At 42.9% G+C, this 19,479-nt stretch carries 22 protein-coding genes; 13 read left to right on the top strand and 9 right to left on the bottom strand.

The annotated features are described in order from the left end of the window. The first annotated feature begins 3 nt into the window (after positions 1-3). Positions 4-708: an HAD family hydrolase gene (locus ABL924_RS02330; protein ID WP_349025485.1), complete on the top strand. Its 705-nt coding sequence runs from the start codon at positions 4-6 to the stop codon at positions 706-708. A gap of 63 nt (positions 709-771) precedes the next feature. Here the strand turns inward: ABL924_RS02330 and ABL924_RS02325 are convergent, their stop codons facing one another. Together ABL924_RS02325 and ABL924_RS02320 are read right to left on the bottom strand one after the other, a co-directional pair. Next, entirely contained in the window at positions 772-1,650 is an 879-nt protein-coding gene (locus ABL924_RS02325; protein WP_349025450.1) for a hypothetical protein, read from the bottom strand. A gap of 388 nt (positions 1,651-2,038) precedes the next feature. After that, positions 2,039-2,269 carry a sulfurtransferase TusA family protein gene (locus tag ABL924_RS02320; protein WP_349025449.1) on the bottom strand — a complete coding sequence of 77 codons (231 nt, stop codon included), beginning with the start codon at positions 2,267-2,269 and terminating at the stop codon, positions 2,039-2,041. 81 nt (positions 2,270-2,350) lie between these two features. Here ABL924_RS02320 and cysG point away from each other — a divergent pair, with 81 nt between their 5' ends. After that, complete coding sequence (gene cysG, locus ABL924_RS02315) at positions 2,351-3,745, top strand: siroheme synthase CysG (protein ID WP_349025448.1); 1,395 nt, start codon at positions 2,351-2,353, stop codon at positions 3,743-3,745. Positions 3,746-4,013: 268 nt separating this feature from the next. After that, a complete protein-coding gene (locus ABL924_RS02310) occupies positions 4,014-4,352 on the top strand; it encodes a cytochrome c (RefSeq protein WP_349025447.1) in 339 nt (112 codons plus the stop codon). Between the two features lie 328 nt (positions 4,353-4,680). On the opposite strand, the gene ABL924_RS02305 is transcribed toward ABL924_RS02310, so the two are convergent. From ABL924_RS02305 to ABL924_RS02295, 3 genes are read right to left on the bottom strand one after another with little or no spacing between them, the layout of a single operon-like run. Beyond that, on the bottom strand, positions 4,681-5,046 hold the full coding sequence (locus tag ABL924_RS02305; RefSeq protein ID WP_349025446.1) for a hypothetical protein: 366 nt from the start codon (positions 5,044-5,046) through the stop codon (positions 4,681-4,683). Then, positions 5,024-5,413, bottom strand: a complete 390-nt coding sequence (locus tag ABL924_RS02300) for a methyltransferase domain-containing protein (protein WP_349025445.1) — start codon at positions 5,411-5,413, stop codon at positions 5,024-5,026. Before ABL924_RS02300 ends, ABL924_RS02305 begins: the two co-directional genes overlap by 23 nt. Continuing rightward, a complete protein-coding gene (locus ABL924_RS02295) occupies positions 5,410-5,709 on the bottom strand; it encodes a DUF1244 domain-containing protein (RefSeq protein WP_349025444.1) in 300 nt (99 codons plus the stop codon). The genes ABL924_RS02300 and ABL924_RS02295 overlap by 4 nt, the downstream gene beginning before the upstream one ends. A gap of 359 nt (positions 5,710-6,068) precedes the next feature. Between ABL924_RS02295 and ABL924_RS02290 the strand changes: the two genes are divergently transcribed. From ABL924_RS02290 to ABL924_RS02270, 5 genes are all read left to right on the top strand, one after another. Beyond that, on the top strand, positions 6,069-6,605 hold the full coding sequence (locus ABL924_RS02290) for a septation protein A (protein ID WP_349025443.1): 537 nt from the start codon (positions 6,069-6,071) through the stop codon (positions 6,603-6,605). A 3-nt stretch (positions 6,606-6,608) separates the two neighbouring features. Further along, positions 6,609-6,911 carry a YciI family protein gene (locus ABL924_RS02285; RefSeq protein ID WP_349025442.1) on the top strand — a complete coding sequence of 101 codons (303 nt, stop codon included), beginning with the start codon at positions 6,609-6,611 and terminating at the stop codon, positions 6,909-6,911. Next, positions 6,908-7,186, top strand: a complete 279-nt coding sequence (locus ABL924_RS02280; RefSeq protein WP_349025441.1) for a BolA family protein — start codon at positions 6,908-6,910, stop codon at positions 7,184-7,186. The genes ABL924_RS02285 and ABL924_RS02280 overlap by 4 nt, the downstream gene beginning before the upstream one ends. After that, positions 7,186-8,139 carry a peptidylprolyl isomerase gene (locus ABL924_RS02275; RefSeq protein ID WP_349025440.1) on the top strand — a complete coding sequence of 318 codons (954 nt, stop codon included), beginning with the start codon at positions 7,186-7,188 and terminating at the stop codon, positions 8,137-8,139. Before ABL924_RS02280 ends, ABL924_RS02275 begins: the two co-directional genes overlap by 1 nt. 346 nt (positions 8,140-8,485) lie before the next feature. Further along, positions 8,486-8,701: a hypothetical protein gene (locus tag ABL924_RS02270; protein ID WP_349025439.1), complete on the top strand. Its 216-nt coding sequence runs from the start codon at positions 8,486-8,488 to the stop codon at positions 8,699-8,701. A 67-nt stretch (positions 8,702-8,768) separates the two neighbouring features. On the opposite strand, the gene ABL924_RS02265 is transcribed toward ABL924_RS02270, so the two are convergent. Then, positions 8,769-9,182, bottom strand: coding sequence for an HIT domain-containing protein (locus ABL924_RS02265; protein WP_349025438.1), 414 nt, complete (start codon positions 9,180-9,182; stop codon positions 8,769-8,771). A 128-nt stretch (positions 9,183-9,310) separates the two neighbouring features. On the opposite strand from ABL924_RS02265, the gene ABL924_RS02260 reads away from it, so the two are divergent. Beyond that, entirely contained in the window at positions 9,311-10,357 is a 1,047-nt protein-coding gene (locus tag ABL924_RS02260; RefSeq protein WP_349025437.1) for a hypothetical protein, read from the top strand. A gap of 148 nt (positions 10,358-10,505) precedes the next feature. On the opposite strand, the gene murU is transcribed toward ABL924_RS02260, so the two are convergent. Further along, positions 10,506-11,174, bottom strand: coding sequence for an N-acetylmuramate alpha-1-phosphate uridylyltransferase MurU (gene murU, locus ABL924_RS02255; protein ID WP_349025436.1), 669 nt, complete (start codon positions 11,172-11,174; stop codon positions 10,506-10,508). Next, a complete protein-coding gene (locus tag ABL924_RS02250) occupies positions 11,171-12,166 on the bottom strand; it encodes a phosphotransferase (protein WP_349025435.1) in 996 nt (331 codons plus the stop codon). The genes murU and ABL924_RS02250 overlap by 4 nt, the downstream gene beginning before the upstream one ends. 106 nt (positions 12,167-12,272) lie before the next feature. Between ABL924_RS02250 and lptD the strand changes: the two genes are divergently transcribed. The 4 genes from lptD to rnd all read left to right on the top strand — a co-directional run bounded on the left by lptD (position 12,273) and on the right by rnd (position 18,477). Beyond that, entirely contained in the window at positions 12,273-15,299 is a 3,027-nt protein-coding gene (gene lptD, locus ABL924_RS02245; protein ID WP_349025434.1) for an LPS assembly protein LptD, read from the top strand. After that, positions 15,299-16,606: a peptidylprolyl isomerase gene (locus ABL924_RS02240; protein WP_349025433.1), complete on the top strand. Its 1,308-nt coding sequence runs from the start codon at positions 15,299-15,301 to the stop codon at positions 16,604-16,606. Before lptD ends, ABL924_RS02240 begins: the two co-directional genes overlap by 1 nt. Positions 16,607-16,645: 39 nt before the next feature. Next, positions 16,646-17,236: a DbpA RNA binding domain-containing protein gene (locus ABL924_RS02235; protein WP_349025432.1), complete on the top strand. Its 591-nt coding sequence runs from the start codon at positions 16,646-16,648 to the stop codon at positions 17,234-17,236. A gap of 83 nt (positions 17,237-17,319) precedes the next feature. Then, positions 17,320-18,477, top strand: coding sequence for a ribonuclease D (gene rnd, locus ABL924_RS02230; protein ID WP_349025431.1), 1,158 nt, complete (start codon positions 17,320-17,322; stop codon positions 18,475-18,477). Between the two features lie 350 nt (positions 18,478-18,827). Here rnd and ABL924_RS02225 read toward each other — a convergent pair whose 3' ends face one another. Beyond that, positions 18,828-19,271 carry a hypothetical protein gene (locus ABL924_RS02225; protein WP_349025430.1) on the bottom strand — a complete coding sequence of 148 codons (444 nt, stop codon included), beginning with the start codon at positions 19,269-19,271 and terminating at the stop codon, positions 18,828-18,830. Positions 19,272-19,479 lie beyond the last annotated feature (208 nt).

The raw sequence follows: 19,479 nt of genomic DNA, 5'->3' as shown, positions 1-19,479 counted from the left end.
GCAGTGAGTTTAGCGATTTTTGATTTAGACAATACCCTGATAGCCGATGATAGCGACTACCTTTGGGGGCAATTTCTTGTAGACCAGAACCTAGTTGATAAAGCTTATTACGAAGAAGCCAATGCGAAATTTTACAGTGACTACAAGCAAGGGACGCTCGACATAACCGAGTTCCTACATTTCTCCCTGAAACCGTTGGCGGATAATACGACTGATGATCTTTACAAGTGGCGCAGTGAATTTATCGAAACCATCATCCGCCCACTACTATTAAAACCCGCGCAACAACTCATCGACAAACACAGTAAACATGGCGACACGCTGATGGTAATTACTGCCACCAACCGCTTTGTGACCGAACCTATCGTCAAGTTATACGGCATTGATATTTTACTAGCGACTACTCCAGAATTTGTAGATGGCCGATATACAGGCAACTTTACTGGAATTCCCTGTTTTCAGGAAGGCAAGGTGAAGCAGCTGGAAGAATGGCTGGAACAGTCTTCGGAAACGCTAGCAAATAGCTGGTTCTATAGTGATTCGCACAATGATTTACCCTTGCTAAAGCGAGTGGACAATCCCATCGCCGTAGATCCCGACGAAAAGCTCAGTGCTTATGCAAAAGCTGTAAATTGGCCGATTATTAGCCTGAGAACGGAAGATTGCCCGAACCAGCATTTTCAGGAACAGTTAACATTCCCCAATTAACACAACATATCGGCCAATATTTTACAGATGCCTGTAAAGTTGATGCAATTTCACTACTTATGGCTATTTGCGCCATCCATAAACATAGGGCAGTTGGCTAGGTGATAACAATGGTTTCAATTGATCTTCTATCGCTTCGGCAGGAAAATGGCTTTTCGCTAAAGATAGACTCTTCGGCAAGCGAGTTGAAAAACCAAACATAGCTACGCTTCTTTGTTGAGTAACTTGTAATTTTTCATGGTGAAATGTATTTGCAGTATCGGCAATGATAACAGTACCTGCTTTTCCGTAACATTGCTGCATTACATTGTGAGGAACAACCTTTAGCATGTTTTCCTCTGTCAGTTTTCCGTCAATACCATTGAGCTGTTTATACCTAAGTCCATACGAACGCGGCACATATTCGAAAGGGCCGCCGCCAGCAGTTTCAACATCATTAAGATAAACTACGATTCGAACGACCCGAAAATCTTCTGCATCTTTATGCCATAAGCGCGGGCCTGTTTCCATACCATCAACTAATGAACGTCTCAGGGCAACACCATGATAAGCCGCTGGCAAGCCAAGATAAGTTTCGGCAATATTCAGGATTCTTTGGGATAAACCTAAAAAAAATATCTCAGGATATTTTGAAATAATGTCACTCCCAACCATATCGACAGAACAAGCTTTTTCTTGCATGTGATGTGGCATATTGCTTCTACCAGAGATTTCTAGGTCAGCCGCCACATTAGCAAAGACCTCCATAATATTTTTCGAAGCCTCCTCGAATAAATGTTCGAGCGACGTAACATGAACTCCATTTTGGTGCAGATCGTCAATGATTGCCTGATCGTCTGGAGACAAGGTACATTTTTGACGATATAACAAAGAAGTCAAGCTTTGTATCGATTCCAACCCGAAATCACGCGACTTATTACTTATTCTTTCCATACTAAGCATTTTTAGCTCCTCAAAGAGTCTTTTTTTGTAAGGCATCGTAACCAGTGTCACAGTGCGGATGGATAAACCCTAGCCATTAATTCTTTGTCTAGTACATTTAACTACGTGATACCTAAGTGGGTATATACGTATAAATACCTACTATAGATTCGGCCTTGTGAAGTTTGAATTATTTCTGAATTAAAGCCATGCGTATCAATACATTCAATTAGCTTGACTTAAAACTTTAAAAGGCCGGAGCAATAGAGTAACAATAAGCACGGAAAATCCAACCGGAATAGTCACAATGCGTTGATTATACATTAGATATTTGCTTAAAATTGCATACGGATTGATTTAATCCTCATGAGCTTTTGATGTTTTGCTAATCGTTTCAAAAAACAATGGCTTATTTTTTCCTGATAAAAAACACCTGTATATTGGCTTGTCTTGTCAATTCAAGAAGCTGATGCCCTGTTTGATTAACATAAACACCGATGTCTAAGTGCGCGGCAGGATCGGTTGCTGTGATTTTTATCACGTCGCCACTTTGTGCTTCCATCAGCGCTTTTTTTAAACGTAATAACGGTAACGGACAATTTAAGCCACTGGCATCAACTTCCAAACTATATTCATACATCACTAATTTCAATTTCTATCTCAACCGCGCTAGAGATTGCATATAATAGCACTTACATCCTAATCGACGAATTAACCTGTAGTGGACTATTTTCCTGTTTTTTTCAACCTTAAAGGACAAGATTGCCTTGTCGTGGGTGCTGGCGAGGTCGCCGCCCGGAAAATCGAATTGTTATCTCGTGCGGGGGCAAAAATAACCGTGATCGCGCATGAGATTAGCACAACGATAGCAACAATGCAGACATCACCGCCATTGACTCTAAAGCAAACGGCATTTAGTCCTACTGATTTACGACAATTCCGGTTGATCGTATCCGCAACTAACGATATAGCAACTAACGCCTTAGTTGCCAAAACCGCCAAAGAACAAAGCATTCCTGTCAATGTAGTTGATAATCCTGAGCTTAGTAGCTTTATCTTTCCAGCAATAGTAGACCGTTCACCGATTGTTATTGCGATATCCTCTGGTGGCTCCGCACCAGTTTTAGCACGCTTACTCAGGGCTAAAATAGAATCAGTGATTCCGCCAGCTTATGGCCAATTAGCGAACCTGGCTGAAAAACTCAGGGATAAGGTTAAACAGCATATTAAAATACCTCTACAAAGGCGAATTTTTTGGGAGAATGTATTTCAGGGTACTATTGCCGAGCAGGTCTTTTCTGGAAATGATCAGAACGCTGAAATACTATTAAACCAAGCACTTAACAATTACAACGACACCATTGACAACGGCGAAGTCTATTTGATAGGCGCTGGACCAGGTTCCGCGGACTTATTGACGTTTCGGGCGATGCGCTTGCTACAGCAAGCGGATGTCGTGGTTTATGACCGTTTAGTATCACCGGAAATTATCGATCTTGCCCGCAGGGACGCTGAAAAAATTTACGTTGGTAAACAGCGGCAAAACCATAGCTTACCGCAGGTTTCAATTAATCAGCTACTGGCTGATTTAGCAAAAGCAGGGAAACGGGTGGCACGATTAAAAGGCGGCGATCCTTTCATCTTCGGCCGCGGCGGTGAAGAAATTGAAACCTTAATGGCTCAGGGCATTCATTTTCAGGTTGTTCCTGGCATCACTGCTGCATCAGGTTGTGCCAGCTATGCAGGCATCCCACTAACCCACCGCGACCATGCCCAGTCGTGTGTTTTCGTGACTGGGCATCTCAAAGATGATTGTGTAAATCTTAACTGGACACAATTGGCATTGCCCAATCAGACTGTGGTCATTTATATGGGCTTGGTTGGGCTCGAGCAAATTTGCCAATCCCTGATTGAACACGGCAGCCCCAGGGAATTACCTATCGCTTTGATACAACAAGGCACAACAAATAATCAAAAAGTCATTACCGGCACACTAGAAACCTTGCCTGTTTTAATTAAAAATCAATCTATTAAAGCACCAACACTGATTATTATTGGCACCGTGGTAAGCTTGCATGACAAACTTAAGTGGTTTTTGGCAAAGCCTTTTAGTTAAATGATTTGCCCTCTCCTTGTGGAGTTATTCCGCGTGGGTATGAAAACATATACCTACCCTATCCTCTTCCTTAACTCAATGGCATTCAGTTCAGGTTCATATTTTTTAGCGATAATAGCTCCACTGAAAATAAAAGTGGGTTTTAAAATAAAACATTTGAATTATGTGCTTATATTTCTTATCCTTTGTCTTTCAAATAAGAATAATTAATCGAATCTTAAGCGTTTATAACGTTTGGGTTCTTTTTTAACCACCAAGAGAGGTCAACATGAAAAAAACATTAGGAACATTAGCAGGTGCGGCGTTAATTGCATTGAGTGGTGCAGCGTTTGCTGACGAATCCACCGATATTGGTAAAAAGATTTACGACCGTGCTTTTGGTCGTGGCTGTGGCACTTGCCATGATATTTCTTCAAACCCACAACTAACCGCAAATATCAAGGCTGGAACACTCACCAGAGCTATATTTGAAGATGTACTGAAAAATGGTCGTGGTGGTATGCCAAAAGCAATTGATGAGATCATGAAAAATGCTGCCGTGACCAAAGCGGGCTACGGTGAAGATCAAGCCGTTGATGCTTTGTGGAAATACATCAGTACAAAATAAAGAAAGGATCGCTATTTATCCCGAAAACCGCCTTGATCGTAGATCAGGGCGGTTTTTTAATGCGCGTACTGACCTAGCTTAGGCGTGAGCATATTTCCTAACCGCCTAACCGAGCAGATGAATCCCGCAACGTTGAGTGGTCGCAAAATGCAACGCACACGGCCTATCTAGCCATAATCCATAACGAGGCCGCTGCTTTCAAGATAGGTGCTAGGCTTGGGCAAGGTTTTTATGATCCTCTACGAGCAATATCCTGGCATGAGTAATGTTGTGGGTTTTATCCGACATTTTCTTGGTTCAACTTTTGAATAAAACACATGCTCTGTTGCTAAATCGGCTTTATCGCCGAGACCAAGGCATTCACTTCGATTCTATGAGTCAAGCTAACATCCGAAAATCCGCAGCCCCGTAATTGCTGCAAAGCGGTAGTTTCGCGCATGACGCGGCTTTCCGATTCATCGCTAAACAAGTGAACAATCCAGTGTTCTAATAAATCGAGCCTATTAATGTTGGTTAATACTTTGAAATATCCCGCAACTTCTTCCTGAATAACGCGGGTATGTTGGGAAATATCGTCGAAAGCATAGCGGTCGCCGTTTATGAATTGTCCGCCGAGTTTTAATATGCGATAACACTCACAGATGACCTCCTGACGGTAACTGTCGAGAAAGTTATGTAATGTAAGCTGATGCAACAATATCGACACTCGCAGTAGGCATAGCTTGCAATGCCGACAAGGCATCCTGATTATAAAAAGTAACCAGGCCTTTTTCATGCCATGCCTTTAAATTTTGTTTGGCTTGATTTTGCATCGTGGGTTCGTTGTCGATGCTGGCAATATGTGAGTTTTCCCTGGTAGACAGCAAAGCCAACGTAGTAATCCCAGTACCGCCGCCAAGTTCGACAATATTCAGTTTATCTTGTGAAGCTGGATAATGACGGACGGCTTCCCCTACTAAGCGGCTCATTTCTGTCATCAACGGACAAATGAGCTTGAGCATTTCATAATCTTGCCCAATAACGCCAGAAAATAGGGCATCGTAGTTTGCTTGCTGGGTCATGATTTCGATTCTATCTTGCTAGCTAGAGCAGCAAGTTGTTCGTGTGTAGCCTCACCCTGATATTTAGCTTGCCATTCTTTGTAGGGCATACCATAAATGTATTCCCTAGCCTGCTCATAATCCATATCCACATTTTGGTCTTGGGCGGCAGCGGTATACCACTTCGCCAGACAGTTTCGGCAAAAATCAGCCAAAATCATCAGGTCGATATTTTGAACGTCCGTATGCGCCTGTAAGTGATGAATTAAGCGCCTGAACGCAGCCGCTTCAAGCCGGATTTTTGTGTTATCGTCCACGAACCATCTCCTAAATGAACCACCATTTTAGCAGAATTCACAATCAAAACATGTACATTGAGGGTAATTGGCCTTACAATAATCAGAGTAAAAGCAGCAAAGCTAGATGATTGATTCTATTTATCAACCAAAGATTATAAGAAAGTTGCAAGTAACCTAAACGTTCAGACATTGAACTATTGTTCAGTTAAGCTCTCTCAACGCCAACATTAAGTGACCTTATTAGCCCAATATCTTAAAATGGTTTCCAGGAAGGCGATAAACCAATGGATTGCAAGTACTACTATTCGTCTGGCTTTGGCCTAACCAAAATTCGACCTCACTTACCTGTCAAAAAATTAAATACGCCCCCCATCTTCATGAAACAGCTTTTCGAATTCTTTCCAATTCTTCTATTTTTTATTGCGTTCAAGCTTTATGACATATATGTCGCGACTGCTGTAGTCATTGTCGCAACGGTCTTACAAGTCAGCTATGCCTGGTTTAGATACCGTAAAGTGGAAACCATGCAATGGATAACACTGGGGTTAATCGTTGTTATGGGCGGCGCGACGATATTGCTGCACGACGAGCAATTCATAAAATGGAAGCTGTCAATCATCGAATGGTTATTCGGCATTGCTTTCATCGGTAGTCAATTTATCGGCAAAAAACCTTTTGTCGAGCGAATGATGTCAAAAAGCTTAACCTTGCCTAATTTTGTATGGCGGCGTTTAAACCTGATGTGGGGCTGTTTTTTCATCATCGTAGGATTTATAAATGTTTATGTCATGTTCAATTACACCACAGACCAATGGGTTACCTTTAAAACCTTTGGCGTACCGGGATTGATGGTAGTGTTTATTGTGCTGCAGATGATTTTTTTATATAAATACATCCCGGAAACTGAGGAATAATCCTTGTTATACGCAATCATCAGTGAAGATGTCGCCAATAGCTTGGAGTTGAGGTTAACCACCAGGCCTGCCCATATTAAAAGGCTGCAAGATCTACAAAATACTGGAAGACTGGTATTGGCAGGGCCACACCCCGCAATAGATAGCGATAACCCTGGTGCGGCAGGTTTCACCGGCAGCCTGATCATAGCAGAATTTGAAAGTTTACAAGACGCACAATACTGGGCTAATGCAGACCCTTACGTAGCAGCTCAAGTCTATTCCAAAGTAACCGTTAAGCCATTTAAGAAGGTATTTCCACAATGACATCCGAAACCATTAAGCGTTTGTTGAATGAAGCGTTTAGCCCGCAAATACTTGAAATTATCGACCACAGCGCTGCCCATGCTAGTCACGCTGGCGCTAAAAGCGGCGGCGGCCACTATCATGTTAAAATAGTCGCCGACGCATTTGACGGAAAATCGCTAGTACAACGCCACCAGCTAATCTACAAAGCATTAGGCGATATGATGAAACAAGAAATTCATGCTTTAGGCATCAATGCCCTTTCACCCTCAGAAGAAACCAAAGGAATCCATTAATGAATAGAAAAATTATCCCCTTATTTATTGCAAGCGCAGCCATTCTTACCGCCTGTGACCCTAAAGGGTCGACTGGCTCGTCTGCACCTTCCGTTAAAAAAGAAGATGCTATCGCCAGCGTAAACGGTCAATATATCAGCAAAAAAACACTGGAAGACTTGGAAAAAGATCTGGCTCAGCGCAGCCAAGGCCAGCCCCCTTCTTTTCCTAAGGAAAAATTAGTTGATGAACTGGTTCAGCGCGAAATCTTGGTACAAGATGCCGTGCAAAAAAAGCTCGATCAAACGCCAGAAGTTGTCGCCCAGCTGGATGCTGCGAAAAAAGCAATATTGACTCAAGCAAGTTTGCAAGCTTACTTGAAAGCCAACCCCATCACCGACGCTGAAATCAAAAAAGAATATGACAGCAAAGTGGGCGGCGCAAATGGCACCGAATACAAAGCCAGCCACATTCTGGTGAAAACTGAAGACGAAGCCAAAAAACTGATTGCCGAATTAGATAAAGGCGGAAAATTTGCCAAACTGGCAAATAAGCATTCTTTGGATGCTAAAGAATCGCAAAATGGCGGTGACTTAGGCTGGTTTAGTTCCACCCAGATGGTGGCACCGTTCTCCGAAGCCGTTGCCAAACTGGAAAAGGGCAATTACACCAAAACGCCTGTCAAAACCCAATTCGGTTGGCATATTATTTTCAGAGAAGATTCCAGAAAACAAGCCGCGCCACCGCTGGAAGCCGTCAAAGAACAACTGACACCCATGTTGCAACGTGAAAAAATTCAGAAAATGGTAGAGGGTTTGCGTAAACAAGCCAAGGTAGAGATTCTAGTACCACTTAAGGACGAAGCGCCGAAAGCTGTAACTACACCAGCCCCTGCCGGAACAGCAACGCCTGCTGCTGCAGTATCAGCAAAAGAAGCTGCGAAACCAGCAGCAGAAGCCCCTGCTAAAAAATAAGGCTTTATAAGCTACGCAAAGGGCGGGAAACCGCCCTTTTTTATTATTACGGTTGGATACCCGCGTCGTATACCATTTACAAGGCGTTCCCAAGTGCAGAAAGGAAAGCCTACAAAAAAGCTATGTCACGCGTAACTCGCCTTTTAATCTCAAAAAAACCGCCTAAATCATGGATGAAAGCGGTTTTTTTATATCTGCCCGAATAGCAACGCGGGAACAACTGTGGCTTTCTTTGTGAACTTGTAGGGCGATGTCATTGCGTTGTCTCCTTCAATTTATCGGTGTTTGCCAATTGTCAGACTTAACTACTTTCGCTGAAAATCTTTGTGTTTTCACGAAGAGTTGTTTGCGGCGTGAAAATGCGCAGCTTTACGAAATCGCGTCGAGTCATTGCGCAACGATGTTTTATACCCCTTGTTGGGAGCAGCAGGACGGCTGGGGGGCAACCGCAGGCATTAAGCGAAGCGGTCGCGTTAAGTTTTTTGCCGCCTGCTTGGGCTGGGATGCCCAAAACAAGCTTCCGCAAAATAACGACTTACCGCGAAAATCTTTACTTGCCTGAAGCCCATGGCTGGATTTCGCACCTCAATCCAGCCTACCATTTATTTCATTGATGTTTATCTAAAAATCTAGCCAACTAAGCCAAGTTCATCGGTAATTAGGTTTACCGTCTCTGTCAATTGCTGTTCGGAATAAGCAATTACAGGAAACTTCCCCCAAATCGGCGCAGGCCAGGCCTTATCGGTACGATACCTCACGACATGATGCACATGAAGTTGTGGCACTAAATTGCCAATCGCTGCAATATTGAGCTTATCTGGCTTATAAATCTCATTTAGCCGTTCGGCAAACAAGCTCGATTCTTCAATCAACAGGCTTTGTTGTTGCTTATCAAGGTGATAAACTTCCGTAATCCCTTCAACTTCAGGAACCAGGATAAACCAAGGAAATTGCTTGTCATTCATCAGCAGCAAACGACATAAAGTCAGTTTTCCAATAAATATGCAGTCTTTTTGCAGTTGCGGATGGAGGTGAAATGTCATGGCTATTCGGGCGTGAAAAAATTGTGAAAGGGTTAAAAATCCACTTGAAATTTTCTATATTTTTGGTTTAATTTACAACCTTATCTTAAATCATAATAACAACTAAAGTAGATAACGAGTAAAGCTCCATGTCCGCGTCGTCAGTTTCCATTCACGATTCCTTATGTGACCAAAAACAGGCGGTCTCGTTTCGCCTTTTGTTAGGGCTATATGGAATTATTCCGGTATGTTTAGCCCTTCAATGCTTTGATCACTGGTTTTGGCAGGATTTCTTGAAAGAATACCTGCCTAGCAATCCGTTTCATTTTGTTTTGTTCCAAATCTTGTTTGGAACCCCGCATATTATCGCCAGTAATATTGTGTTGGTAAGTAACCCAGATTATCTGAAGCATTATAAGCGTCATATTATTCTCATGACGGTTGCTATTGCTGCCGCTTATATCTTGGGTAACATGCTGTTACCTTATTGGGTTCTTTTTATCCTTGTGGCAATTTGGACGATTTATCATGTACTTAAGCAACAATATGGAGTAGCGCGTGGCGTTTGCCAATTGCCAGAGTCGGTGTTTAAGTTGTTGTTAACACTGAGTGTGGCTGCGGGTGTTGCGATCTATATTGGCATATTCTTGCGGAACAGTTTGGCAGCAGATCAACTTTACTGGATCAAACATGCCGCTGCCTTGGGCTGTTTGCTGCTATTGGTTGCGGCATTTGTAAATCAACATCATGTAAGCACCGAATTTGGACGATGGTTTTACTGGTCTAACGTGTTTTTAGTACTCACCTGTTTCTATTTATTTCTCCAGCAGCACTACTTTATGGCGGTTCTTGTTCCACGGTTTGTGCATGATGCAACTGCGTATGTTTTTTATGTCACGCATGACTACAACAAACATCATCGGCGACCACAGAATTTTATTTACCGTTATGCGGCCCGATGTAATTTCCACGTTTTTATAGTTTTGCCCGTTATCTCATTTTCTCTGACCTTTGTTTTACTGGCTTACGGTGATGATGTGGCTAATTTTATAACCCGTTATCTATGGAGTGTGGAGTTTTATAAGGTAATCACGCTCGGTTTTCTGGGCTATCTGGCGTTGATGCACTATTACATGGAAGGTTTGACTTGGCAAAAGGATTCGCCTTATCGGAAATTTATTGCTTTTAGTAAGTAATGGAAGTGTCGAATAATTGTTTATGTCATTCCGACCATCAGGAGGAATCTTAATAAGTCATTGAAATAACATAAATCCGAGTAAATAAGATTTCTCGTTACACTCGAAATGACAATTTAATCAGCGCTTCCTAAGGGGAGCGAACCGCCTAACCTTTCCTTAGATGCCTATCCAGTTCCTGTAGACGCTCAGGCGTACCTATATCCATCCAAAAACCTGAATAATGCTGCCCAGTCGCTTTTTTTGCCGTGATAGCTTCACGCAGCAAAGGTGCTAATTTACTTTTTCCTGGCGGGTTTTTGCTGAATAGATCGGGATGGTATAGGCCGATACCGCTAAATGTGTACCGTTGCTTGTCGTTTTCTATGACGTTGCCTGAGATATCTAAGGCAAAATCACCTTGTGGATGATGAGGTGGGTTGTCAATCAGCACTATATGGGCTAAATCGACTGGTATCTTTTTAAGCTCAGCGAATGGAAAATCAGTGGCAATATCGCCGTTGACGACCAGAAACGGCTCGTTTCCTAATAACGGTAAGGCATTGATGATGCCGCCAGCGGTTTCAAGTGCTTGTTCATCTTCTGGTGAATATATAATTTTCGCGCCTAAATGTGCGCCATTACCCAGTTTGTCTTCTATCTGTTGTCCTAAGTGGGCATGGTTGATGACTATCTCGGTAAATCCTGCCGATACTAGTTGGTTTATGGTGTGTTCGATTAAAGGTCTTCCGGCAACAGACAACAGAGGTTTTGGGGTGTGGTCGGTTAAAGGCCGCATCCGTTCGCCGCGCCCTGCGGCCAGTATCATGGCTTTCATTTGATTCCTATGTATTTGGGCAAGACGTGTTGTTGCAAAAAATCATGGAAATCAGCCAGTTCTGGATAGGCCTGCGCTTGTGCCACGACATAATTCAGGGTGCGGGGAATATCTTTAAGATAGCCAGATTTACCATCCCTAAGATTAAGCCGAGAAAAGATACCGATAGCTTTCAAATGTCGCTGCATTCCCATTAGGTCAAACCAGCGTGTAAATTGGGGCAAATCACAGGCTATGATGTCAGCTTTTTTGAGTTTTTGGTAATATTGGGACATCCATGGATAAACCTGATTTTGCGGCCAATCTATATAGCAATCCCGTAACAATGACACCAAATCGTAAGTCACAGGGCCAATAACAGCATCTTGAAAATCAATAATACCAATAGAGTTATCTTTTAAAACCATCAGGTTGCGCGAGTGATAGTCGCGATGTACGCAGCTTACAGGCTGTTCCAGCGCAGAACTGACCAAAATATTACAGACGTTATCCCAGATTGCGGTAGGAATTGTTATTCCCAGTGATTGTTTGATAAACCAGTCTTCAAAAATACCTAACTCCCTTAGCAGTAAGGCTTCATTGTAGTGGGGCAGGGCGCAACTGTTAATGTCAATATTGGCTTGTAGATTTAGCAAGCTGTCTAATGCATTGCCATATAACTCAGTTGCATTGTCTGCATTTATTTTATCTAAAAATGAGAGTGAGCCAAAATCTTCCAATACCAGGAAGCCATCATTGATGTTTTGGTGGTAAATGGTTGGCACATTGACGTTGGAAAGGCTGAGTAGTTCGGCTACTTTTATGAATTGCCTAATATTTTCCTTATCTGGCGGCGCATCCATAACGATCAATTGTTGATCTGGCAAGGTAATCCTGAAATAACGTCGAAAACTGGCATCGCTGGAAGCAGGTTCGCAACAATTGACAGGTAAAAGCAAGTCATTCTCCAGCCAATCAAGCAGAGTTATTTTTCGGAAGTCGTCAGAGATCATGAGGATGAGGGTAGATTAGTTATAACGCAAAGGCAAATTGAGGTAGAATTCGCGTTGGCATTTTATTCGATTTTTGACACGTTAAGCTACTAAACTTCCATTACTCATGCTCGTCCGATTGTATCTGGTCTATTTTTTATCGCTTTTTGCGCCAATAAGTTTTGCTAACGAAGCCAACTGGAACTGCCAGCAAGACAAAAACACCAAAGAGTGGGTTTGCGTGGGTTCAGCGGCGACAGCTAACTCGCCTTCTAATGCGATTCCTAAAGCGCAGGTTAGATCTCAGGGCAGCTCAACGACTGCTCAGGAAAATAACTTATCTAAACCTATCAAAGATGCAGCAACGAGTACTGTGCCACCTAAGGTTGTTGAACCCGAAATAATCGAGATATCGGAAAAAGTGCAGCCATTCAAAGCAAACCCCATTCAAGACCATAAGTCTGTCGGAGTTCAAGCACAGGAAAAGGTGGTAGAACCACTACCAGCGCCGGTTAGCAATCCCATTTCGGCAAAACCTAAGCAAGCTCCCGTCATTTCCGAAGCACCGCCTCCGGTTATATCTGCCACTCAAAAACCTGTGCCAGCGCCCAGTAAGCCCTCGGTAGGCGACAATAGCAAACCGCGTGGTTGGAACTGTGATACCAAAGGTGAAGACGGTAAGTGGAATTGCCAGTTGGAAGGTGCAGATCCCAAGGGCGAAGCGCGTGTTGTTGAAACTGAAGAACGCAGCCGCTTGAGCTTGCTCGATCCCGCGTTTGATAACAAGGAAGAACGTGTTTTCAACACCTTAAAGGATCGCTTTAACACGAATCCTTGGGCTAATTGCACTATTCAGCTGGGTACTCAGAAATATTATATGCCTGGCAAAAACCAGAGAGATAAGGCCGATGTGGATATGGATTCCAATTATTCTGAAATATACGACAATGAAGTGGGTAATTATCAAGGCAATGTTGATATGAAGCGTGCCGACCAACGGGCTTCATCTAATTCTGCAAATTATGATTCGGTTTCAGAGACGCTAGATTTACATGGCAATGTATTCTACAGCGAGGATGAATTGTCCTTGTACACCGACACAGCAACGCTAAAGTTGGACAGTGATGAGGCTCGTCTACGTGACACCCTGTTTATTTCCCCAACGACTCCCCTTAGAGGCAAAGCCAGTGCGGTTTATCGGGACGGTAAATCCCTATCCCGCTACAAGGATGTCGCTTATACAACTTGTGAGCCGGGTAACCAAGATTGGATTGTTCATGCCACCGACCTAAAGTTAAACAAAAAGGCAGGACAGGGTGCGGCGAAAAATGCCTGGGTTGAGTTTAAAGGGATGCCGGTTTTTTATTCGCCGTACCTTTCTTTTCCCACAGATAATAGAAGAAAGACGGGGTTACTTGTGCCGGTTCCGGGATATACCCAAAAAGGCGGATTTAGTTTCTCAGCACCTTTTTACTGGAATATAGCACCCAACTATGATGCAACAATAAAGCCGCGTTATTATTCCAACAGAGGTGTCTTGTTGGCTGGTGATTTTCGATACCTTACTGAGAAATCAAAAGGCCTAGTCAGCGCTGAATACATGCCCGATGACAGCATCGAAAACAAGCCAAGGTACTTGGCAACCATCAAGAACAATACCCGTTTTACGCCTAATATCAGCTCCAACCTTGACTTGAATATTGTTTCGGATAAACAGTATTTCTCCGAGCTGGGCAATGCCCTGAGTTTTCCAACTTTCAGTCATATTAGAAGTTATGCTGATGCTTCTTATGTCGATAAAGGTGTTTCTCTCGTTGGTCGTTTAGAGAGCTATCAAACCATTGACCCAAACTTAAGAGGTAGGTTACGGCCTTACCGACGTTTACCTCAGCTCAATTTAAATCTGGATCATGAGTTTGAGTCGGTACCCGTCAACACCGCGCTGGAAAGCGAGTATGTCTATTTTCAGCATGACGACACTTCAGTACCGGACGGGTATCGGTTTAATATCAAGCCGTCTGTCAGTTTTCCGTTAAAGACCGCCAGCACTTATGTAACGCCGAAACTCTCTTTGCAGCATACGCAATATTTATTGAATAACCAAAGGCTTCCCGTTGCTGATTCTATTAGCCGAACATTACCGATAGCTTCCATAGACAGTGGCCTGTTTTTAGAAAAAGATCTCAATATTGCCGGAAATTCGCTATTGCATACCTTGGAACCTCGGCTTTTTTATCTGTATATCCCTAGGGTCAATCAAAACGATATTCCTATATTTGATTCTTCATTGTACGATTTTCAGTACAACAGCTTATTTAGAGAAAACCGTTTCAGCGGTATCGACCGAATACAAGATGCCAATCAGGTGACTGCCGCTTTAACCTCGCGTTTGGTTGATTCAAAAACCGGCTTGGAAAGGCTAAAGTTAAGCATCGGTGAGATTTTTTATTTTCAAGACCGCAAAGTGATAGCACCGGTAGTGCGTATTGGTACAACATTTTTGGAGAGTCCGGTGCAGACTAGCTCTTTTTCGCCTTTGGTTGGCGAATTAAGCAGCCAAATCAATGAGCATTTTTCCGTAGAAACGGGATTGCAATGGGATCCGCATACCAATGACATTATTAGGGGCAAGGCTTTGCTTCATTTTGTTAACGATCCCGGTGAAATAATAAATGTTGGCTACACCTACAGAAAAAACACGTTGGTCGAGGACGCATTAGATGCCGCTTTGGCTGATAACGCGTTAATCCCACTCGGAACATCAAAAAAGACTCTTGAGGATTATAAAGATAATCGTAAGCTCCTAAGGAGCAATGATATTATCCAGAGTGATGTTTCCTTTCGCTGGCCCATTTACGATGACTGGTTTGCAGTCGGGCGCTGGCAATATTCATTGTTATATAACCGAACCCAGGAGGCATTTTTTGGCTTTGAAAAAGAAAATTGCTGTTGGCGTTTTCAGGTTATTGGCCGACGGTACGTTAATAATATCAGAGCAGCAGCCACGACCGCTACAGGGCTAGATACGCCCGGCACTAGCCAAGCGGGCATATTTTTTCAAATAGAATTTAAAGGCTTAGGTACAACAGGTACTGGGCAAGACTTGGGCGATTTTTTCGCACAAAGTATTTATGGTTATCGGAAGTCAGAATAATGATGTATTTCAATGTATTAAAAAAACCATTCTCGTATTTAGTATTGTTGTTCGGCTTGATAGTCGTCAGTCATAACACCTACGCAGAAGTATTGGACAGAATGGTCGCTAATGTAGAGGGCGAGGCGATTCTTGAGAGCGAGTTGCAACGTGAAATTGCCACCATCGTGCAACGAATCCAAGCCAGCAACACCGCAATGCCGCCTGATTACGTACTCAAAAAACAGGTGCTGGAGAAAATAATTGTTGAAAAGCTCCAGCGTCAATTAGCTGAAAAAGCGGGAATTAATCTGAGTGAGGAAATGCTCAATAATTCGGCTACGGATATTGCCCAAAGAAATAATATGACGCTTGAGCAATTTAAACAAGAGCTGCAAAAGCAAGGCCTCTCTTACCAGAGCTTTCAGGACAATATGCATAATGAAATCATCATCAACCAGCTCCGTGGAAGAGAAATTGGTGATCGTATTAAAGTCACGGACAGGGAAATCGAACACTTTATCGAGACTGAAGACAAAGGCGGCGAAGGGATGGGGCAATACCATCTCGGGCATATCCTTATAGCCGTCAAAGAAGGCGCATCATCGTCAGTGATTCAAAAAGCCAAAAACAAGGCGGATGAATTGGTCAAGGCACTACGTTCTGGGCAGGATTTTACCAAAACTGCGATAAGCGATTCCGAGGATGAAAATGCACTAAAAGGCGGGGATTTAGGCTGGCAAACAAAAAACGATGTGGCTACTTTCTTCGTTGATGCGGTCAGCAAAATGAAAGAAGGCGATGTGTCTGATCCCATACGTAGCCCTAGCGGTTTTCACATTATTAAAATGTTGGAGATGAAAGGCGTAGGCGCGCATACCATCACCAAATCCAAAGTCAGGCATATTCTTATCAAAACCAATGAATTGATTGATGATGCCGAAGCCCAAAAACGACTGCTTGCCTTAAAGCAACGAATGGTCGATGGAGATGATTTTGCGACACTTGCGCGCGCTCATTCTGACGATAAGGGATCAGCGTTAAAAGGTGGTTCACTTGATTGGGTTGGGCCTGATGATCTGGTCAAGCCGTTTCAAGAAGCGATGGAAAAACTGGCAATCAATGAAATTAGCGAGCCTGTCCAAACTCAGTTCGGGTGGCATTTAATCCAGGTTTTGGAAAGGGAAAGCAAGGACAATACTAACGAATTCAAAAAAAACCAGATAAGGGATATTATTCGTAAACGAAAAATCGAAGAAGAAACTGAGCTTTGGCTGCGGCGTTTACGGGACGAATCTTCCGTAGAGATCTATCAAGATCGTCTTTGATTTGCGTTACAGCTAATCGCTTTGAGTAACAGAATTAGGATGAATAAAAACACCCAGGCGGTTACATTAAATTCGCAGAACGATCAGGAAAAATTGCTTAAGGATCAGCTACGAGGCGTTTTTGCCTCACAAAACCTTGAAGATCAACGGCGGCTGATTGAAGTCATAGCGGCGGAATTAAAGATCACTGTTCTGGATTGCGCGGCCGCTTTAGTCTATCTGGATGAAGACAGCCGCAAAAACAGTCTTCCGAGTAAAATCAGTCAGCCACAAAGCGTAGGTCAAAAGCCATTACCTAATAATTTAGCATCGAATATTAGACTTGTCCGTTACCGTCTTGATGTCGGTTATCAACATAAAGTAACGCTGGATGAAATTAAAAGTGTTTTGGTTGAAGAATCTGGGGTTGATATAAAAAATATTGCCAATTTGCGAATGCAGGATTGTTATACCTTGATAGATTTGCCCGATGAAATGCCACAGGAAATGTTTCATCACCTGAAAACGGTAGAAATCAATGAGCAGAAGTTGGACATCAGGCGCGTTAAGCCGCGCAACAAAAAACGTGGTAATCGTATGCATAGTCGTGCCCGCCCAGTCAATTCACTGCCTACCAAAGAAGTGAGCTAAGATTGAACGTTGCTATCGGAAAGAATGAGCATTAACTGCCTATAATGCCGATGCGATGTATTTTTTGCTTGATAAAGGATTAAATGACAAACATTCAATACATAAACACCCCTGAACAACTGGCAGCACTTTGTGAGCATATAAAAAAAGCTCCTTGGCTAGCGTTGGACACCGAGTTTTTAAGGGAAAAAACCTATTACTCCAAGTTTTGCCTATTACAAATAGCAACGCCTGAATGGGTTGCTTGCGTAGACCCCATCGCATTACCTGATTTAAGCACCCTTTTTGAAGTCATCTATAACCCAGCTATCGTCAAAGTATTTCATTCCTGCCATCAAGATTTAGAAATCTTTTATCAGATGACCGGAAAAGTGCCTGGGCCAATATTTGATACCCAAGTTGCTGCGCCATTACTCGGTTATCAGGACAATCCCGGTTATGCCATGCTGGTTTCCAGCTTATTGAATATCAATCTAAATAAAGCCCACACCCGTGCCGATTGGAGTAAACGGCCATTGTCCGAAGAAGAAATACAGTACGCGGCAGACGATGTTATTTATTTATGCCAAATATATCAGATCATGCTACAAAAACTAGCAGCATTAGGTCGTGCGGACTGGCTGAAACAGGATTTCAAAGAACTTGAAAATCCCAATACTTACCAAGTATCCCCAGAAAGGGCATGGCTTAAAATCAGGGGAAAAAACAAACTGACGGGCAAACAATTATCCATTGTGCAAGTCTTGGCGGAGTGGCGGGAAACCACCGCGCAAGTTGAAAATCGCCCTAAAACCTGGCTATTACGCGATGAATTGATATTCGATATGGCCAAGCAGCAACCGGAAACGGTGACGGATTTGGTCAACATCCGTGGCATTAACGAACGTACCGTTCACCGTTACGGCAAAAGTCTGTGCGAATTAATTGCCGTCGCAAAGAATAATGAACCGATTCCACTTAAAGAAAAAGAGCGGTCCATCAAGAAAAATCAACAACATGAAGCCATCCTGGACATATTGACGGCTTTGGTGCGTATCCGCGCCGAAGAAAATTCCCTCAATCCGACCATATTGGCGAGCCGAAAAGACCTCGAAGTGTTGCTGTTAAACGATGAGGATGACTGTCCCTTGCTTCATGGCTGGCGTTATTCGATGGCAGGAAAAGAATTGGTCGGCTTACTGAAAGGGGAGCTGTTATTTGGAATTCAGGCAGACAAATTAACTGTTATTGAAAGGCAATAGGCTTGTTATTCGCGGCTAGGCTTAAGTTTTTTCTGAACATTTGGTATTGCTTTTTTGCTTCTGTGGGAAAATCAACCTATTGCCAACACTTAACACTCTGCGACGCAGAAGGCTATGAGGTTGTTAATTATTTTCTCCTTTATCAGCTTAGCTTCAATGTGATAGTAAACCAAATTGAAGCACCACTTCATCCCAGCATGAGGTGGACGACTGAAGGGGATCTCTAAAAATTCAAAAAACTCCTTCTCTCTCTGGGAGAAGGTTGGGATGAGGGATTTAAAATCAAGCATTGTACAACCCTAGCCCTCTCCCAGAGGGGGAGGGGATTTTTAGAGACTCCCTTAAAAGCCTTACTTATCAGGTGCTCTCATATCGTACAAAATCGTCCCATTTTTCTTGTTTTCTTCTCTTTTTGTGCTACCCGGTTTTTTTTCCTGATCGATTCTTTCCTTGCCAAATTGGGCAATCATTTGTTCCCAGCTATTATACTTCTCGTAACCTTTAAACCCGCTAGCCTTGCGTTGTTGATAAACTTCCTTGGCCATATCGATAATTTCCCAAGGGTCTTTGCCGTCAACGGTATCCAGGAATTCATCGTCAGATTTTTTGGAGTCGCGTATCGTCCAAAATGAGACTTCAAATTCCACTTTATTATCGAGGGGCAGTTTTTCTTTTATCATTTTGACTGATCGATAAGCGGTTTTTGTCGTATGTCCATTAACTTGCTGACCTTTACCGCAGGCAGTTAATGCCAAACATAAGATGGCAAGAAAAAGCAGGGGATTTCGTTTCATAGTGTGACCTCGTGTGGTGGTTCTGTCCATGATTAGGGTATTCATGGTTATTATTACTGTATATTATATGACGCTATGCACCGTTTTTTTTATCAGAACAGCCACTACCCAAGCGGTGTTCTGGTGCATCAAGCTGCTGTTAATACGGTCTTGCGGGTAACACTAAACCGCTAAACCGACTAAAATGTAAGTCAATTATAAACTTAAG

The organism is Methyloglobulus sp. (assembly GCF_040079455.1).
Taxonomy (GTDB): Bacteria; Pseudomonadota; Gammaproteobacteria; order Methylococcales; family Methylomonadaceae; genus Methyloglobulus.
The sequence above is the reverse complement of the archived record's forward strand: the minus strand, read 5'-3'. Positions and strand labels throughout refer to the sequence as shown.

What these genes read in the sequence shown, in the direction of transcription:
- lptD (WP_349025434.1), top strand. Translation starts at nt 12,273, where the DNA reads ATGCTCGTCCGATTGTATCTGGTCTATTTTTTATCGCTTTTTGCGCCA.
- ABL924_RS02235 (WP_349025432.1), top strand. Translation starts at nt 16,646, where the DNA reads ATGAATAAAAACACCCAGGCGGTTACATTAAATTCGCAGAACGATCAG.
- ABL924_RS02290 (WP_349025443.1), top strand. Translation starts at nt 6,069, where the DNA reads ATGAAACAGCTTTTCGAATTCTTTCCAATTCTTCTATTTTTTATTGCG.
- ABL924_RS02280 (WP_349025441.1), top strand. Translation starts at nt 6,908, where the DNA reads ATGACATCCGAAACCATTAAGCGTTTGTTGAATGAAGCGTTTAGCCCG.
- ABL924_RS02325 (WP_349025450.1), bottom strand. Translation starts at nt 1,650, where the DNA reads ATGCTTAGTATGGAAAGAATAAGTAATAAGTCGCGTGATTTCGGGTTG.
- ABL924_RS02320 (WP_349025449.1), bottom strand. Translation starts at nt 2,269, where the DNA reads ATGTATGAATATAGTTTGGAAGTTGATGCCAGTGGCTTAAATTGTCCG.
- ABL924_RS02260 (WP_349025437.1), top strand. Translation starts at nt 9,311, where the DNA reads ATGTCCGCGTCGTCAGTTTCCATTCACGATTCCTTATGTGACCAAAAA.
- ABL924_RS02225 (WP_349025430.1), bottom strand. Translation starts at nt 19,271, where the DNA reads ATGAAACGAAATCCCCTGCTTTTTCTTGCCATCTTATGTTTGGCATTA.
- murU (WP_349025436.1), bottom strand. Translation starts at nt 11,174, where the DNA reads ATGAAAGCCATGATACTGGCCGCAGGGCGCGGCGAACGGATGCGGCCT.
- ABL924_RS02275 (WP_349025440.1), top strand. Translation starts at nt 7,186, where the DNA reads ATGAATAGAAAAATTATCCCCTTATTTATTGCAAGCGCAGCCATTCTT.
- ABL924_RS02240 (WP_349025433.1), top strand. Translation starts at nt 15,299, where the DNA reads ATGATGTATTTCAATGTATTAAAAAAACCATTCTCGTATTTAGTATTG.
- ABL924_RS02265 (WP_349025438.1), bottom strand. Translation starts at nt 9,182, where the DNA reads ATGACATTTCACCTCCATCCGCAACTGCAAAAAGACTGCATATTTATT.
- ABL924_RS02310 (WP_349025447.1), top strand. Translation starts at nt 4,014, where the DNA reads ATGAAAAAAACATTAGGAACATTAGCAGGTGCGGCGTTAATTGCATTG.
- ABL924_RS02250 (WP_349025435.1), bottom strand. Translation starts at nt 12,166, where the DNA reads ATGATCTCTGACGACTTCCGAAAAATAACTCTGCTTGATTGGCTGGAG.
- rnd (WP_349025431.1), top strand. Translation starts at nt 17,320, where the DNA reads ATGACAAACATTCAATACATAAACACCCCTGAACAACTGGCAGCACTT.
- ABL924_RS02300 (WP_349025445.1), bottom strand. Translation starts at nt 5,413, where the DNA reads ATGACCCAGCAAGCAAACTACGATGCCCTATTTTCTGGCGTTATTGGG.